Below are 3,363 nucleotides of genomic sequence, written 5' to 3' on the forward strand. Positions count from 1 at the left end.
TACGCGAACCGGTCTGGGACGGGGAGGGGTGGGGATGTGACCGGGTCGCGTAACTCCTTGTCTCGTTCTTAATCTCTGGCGCTGGCGGTGGAGACCGCCGGCTTGGTATCGCCCAGCGAGACCCAGACGTTGGGATCGCTCTGCGACTGGCGCTTGACGAAGCGGTAGCCGGTTTCCGTCCAGGCAACGACGTTCTCGTTCTGATTGTCGAGAACGAACTCGCCCTTGTCGGTCTTCACCGTCAGCACCGCGTGTCCTTCGCCCTTCTTGTCGCGCACGACGGTGATCAGCAGGGCCTGGCGCGGCCATCCGGCATCGATCAGCATCTTGCGCTTCAACAACACGTAGTCTTCGCAGTCGCCGTAACCGTCGGTCGGCAGCGACCATTTCTCGATCACGCCCCAGTGCTCCTGGTCGGTCAAAGGCTTGACGGTCTCGTTGACCCAGCGATTGACCTTGACGAGGTCGCGCCATGCGGCCTGCGACATCACGATGTCGCGCGGCTGTGCCGGCGTGCCCTGGCACTGAGCGGTATTGTCCGCGCAGAACTCGACCCAGCCGATCGGCGCACGCGTGGTGTCACCGAGGCTCGCGTAGAGCAGACGGCTCTCGCCGGCCTGCGCTGCCGCGCTGATCCCGAAGAGCATGGCAGCCAGCGCCAGCCCTTTCCCCTGTCCCTTGAAGTCAAACATTGCGGCCCCCGTTTCTTGTTGGGACCACATTTCGCATGGAGCTTTTGAGTTGCCGCTAAGTCAACCAAGTCAAGTCGAGACGAATACAAGTAAAAGGCGCGGCGAATTCGATCTATACTTGAATCGAATTCTCATAAAATTTGAAACAACTGCAATTGATTCAAGTTTTATCGATTAACGCGGAAAGGCTGGCGGAACCGCCATTTCAACGTGCAAACGGGCCGCCCGTTAACCGGCGCGAGGCCCATGATCACGCGCGAAAAAGGCGGCGTCCGCATTGCGGAGGCCGCCTTCGGGGCTGGAAATACAGGGGTTTTGGCGTCCTTGCGCTTTACCGCGCGGTAACGCTCTCTTCGAGTGTCTCGATCGGCTGCGCGTGGACGAACTCCAGCGCGAAGCCGTCTTCGAGGTTTCGGACCACGCGGCCCTGGACCCGGCCGAGCATGACCGTCGATTTCAGCGGCGGCCGGTTCTCCGCGGCGATGGCAGCACCGGACAAGGAAAGGTCGATGATGCGGCAGGTCATCTTGGTGCCGTCCTCGAGCGTCAGCACCGCGATCGGGTTGCGCGGCACGATACGGTCGTGGCGGCGGTCCTCCGGCAGATTGAGGATGTCGCGGTTGGCGAGCCAGGTCAGCTGCGCCGCGAGCTTGTCGCGCTTCCTGGGCGTCGCCCCGATCGTCATGGCGAAGCCATTGTCGATGATGCGGGTGATCTTGCCCTCGACGCGGCCGATATGGTCGAGATAGGCGACGACGCGGTCGCCGACATTGCCGATGCCGGGGGCAAGCAGCGCCAGGCCGCCCGGCGACATGTTGATCACCTGGCAGGGGAATTCGCGGCGGTCCGGCAGCATGTAGCGGCCGAGCAGGTGCACCTTCACCCGCTGAAAACGCCGACGCTCTTCGGCGGCAGGAAGAAATTTTTTGTTCGCCAACGCCATTTTCAACACCCGACCCCCCGCCCGGGCGGAGTCCGGGACGACCCTAAGGTGCATAGGGTTAATGCCGCGTTAGGATCGGGCGCGGCAGTAACGGACAGACACAATGCGTTCGGAAAGCCACACCCGGAGGGGGGCTCAAGCCGGCCTCGTCGCGCGCCGCTGCAGCAGGAGCAGCAGCGCCAGCAGCACCGCGGCGGACAGCCCGAGCGACCAGTGAATGCCGATCGCCGCGCCAAACAGCCCGACGGTGATGCCGCTGAACGCCCGCATCCCGAGCCCCGCCATATTATAAAGACCGACGACCCGGCCGCGGATGTCGTGCGGGGCATTCACCTGCACCAGGGCCTGCGCCATGGTGTTGAACGACAGCTCGAAGAAGCCGGCGAAGAACAGCAGCACGATCGCAACCGGGTAGATCCGCACTGTGGCGAAGCCGAGCAGCGCCACGCTCCAGAGCATCGCGAGCAGCATCGCGGTGCTCGGCGTGCCCTTGATCCGTCCCCAGGATTCCAGCGCGATAGCGGCGAGCACCGCGCCGGCCGCATCCGCCGCGAGCAGCACGCTGTAGGAGACGCCGGGATCGCCATGACCGAGATCGCCGGCAAAACCCGGCATCTGGGCGTGGTAGGCATTGCCGATCATGAAGGAGGTGAGGCCGGCAAGCCAGGTCATCGCGGTCAGGGTCGGCTGGGTGCCGATGGCGCGGATGGTCAGCACGATGTCGGCAAGGCCGCGCACGGCAAAGCGCCGCACCGCCACGCTGTTGTCGCGCACCGGCGCCCAGAACAGCCAGAGCAGCATCGGCAGATAGAACAGCGTGTTGAAGATGATGCCGTGCGAGGTGCCCAGCGTCAGCATGATGATTCCGCCCACGGCAGGTCCGACCAGAATGCCGAGATAGCGCGCCATCGCGTTCAGCCGCACCGCGCTCGGCAGGTCGGCGGGACCGACGAGGTCGTAGAGCAGCAACTGGTTCGGCGTCTGCCATAGCACGCCGGCGCTGCCATGGATCACCAGCAGCAGCATCGCGTGCCACATCTGGATCGTGTCGGTGATGAAGAAGAATCCCCATCCGCTTGATGCGACGATGAACAGCAGCATGCCGCACTGGATGATGCGGCGCGGATCGAACCGGTCGGCAAGCCCGCCGACGGCGACCGAGAACAGCAGGAACGGCAGCCAGTGCGACAGCACAGCAAAACCCGCCAGCGCCGGCGAATGGAATTTCTGGAACACCACCCAATAGCTGATCACATGCTCGATGTTGTCAGCCATCATCGCCAGCACGTAGGCGATGAACTGGAGCCGGTACGGCACCGACTTCATCGCCGCGAACGAGCCGGACGCAGCCACGGGATTTTGGGGGAGGAGGTTCAAGGGGGCACCTGGGTGGGATGCTTGCGGCCTTACACGGTCGAGGGTGAGGGCTCAAGACAATTGGATGTGCTTAGGTCAGCCATGCACTGCCACCACAAGCTCCGTCGTCATCCTGAGGTTCTCACCTTGCGATGCGTCCGCATCGCAAGGTGAGCCTCGAAGGATGGACCGCAACCCGTAGCCCATCCTTCGAGGCTCCCCGTGCGACGCTACGCGCCGCACGTCTCGCACCTCAGCGACTGTGTTCTTTGTCAAGCGGGTTGCCATGGTTTTCGATCCCTGAGCATGGCGTTGAGGATGGTGATGAGCTTGCGGGCCACGGCGATGAGGGCGACCATTTTCGGCTTACCG

Annotated in this window: 3 protein-coding genes and 1 pseudogene; all 4 read right to left on the minus strand. The window is 63.5% G+C overall.

Annotation, left to right across the window (positions count from 1 at the left end):
- Positions 1 to 68 precede the first annotated feature (68 nt).
- Complete coding sequence (locus CV770_RS40615) at positions 69 to 692, minus strand: transglutaminase-like cysteine peptidase (RefSeq protein WP_028141141.1); 624 nt, start codon at positions 690 to 692, stop codon at positions 69 to 71.
- Positions 693 to 1,023: 331 nt separating this feature from the next.
- Positions 1,024 to 1,635 carry a PilZ domain-containing protein gene (locus CV770_RS40620; RefSeq protein WP_026202686.1) on the minus strand — a complete coding sequence of 204 codons (612 nt, stop codon included), beginning with the start codon at positions 1,633 to 1,635 and terminating at the stop codon, positions 1,024 to 1,026.
- A gap of 135 nt (positions 1,636 to 1,770) precedes the next feature.
- A complete protein-coding gene (locus CV770_RS40625) occupies positions 1,771 to 3,012 on the minus strand; it encodes an MFS transporter (RefSeq protein WP_283811436.1) in 1,242 nt (413 codons plus the stop codon).
- A 251-nt stretch (positions 3,013 to 3,263) separates the two neighbouring features.
- Positions 3,264 to 3,363 (minus strand): annotated as a pseudogene (locus CV770_RS40630) (IS110 family transposase); the annotation flags it as partial.

The sequence above is a fragment of the Bradyrhizobium sp. AC87j1 genome (genome assembly GCF_002936975.1).
Classification (GTDB): Bacteria; Pseudomonadota; Alphaproteobacteria; order Rhizobiales; family Xanthobacteraceae; genus Bradyrhizobium; species Bradyrhizobium shewense.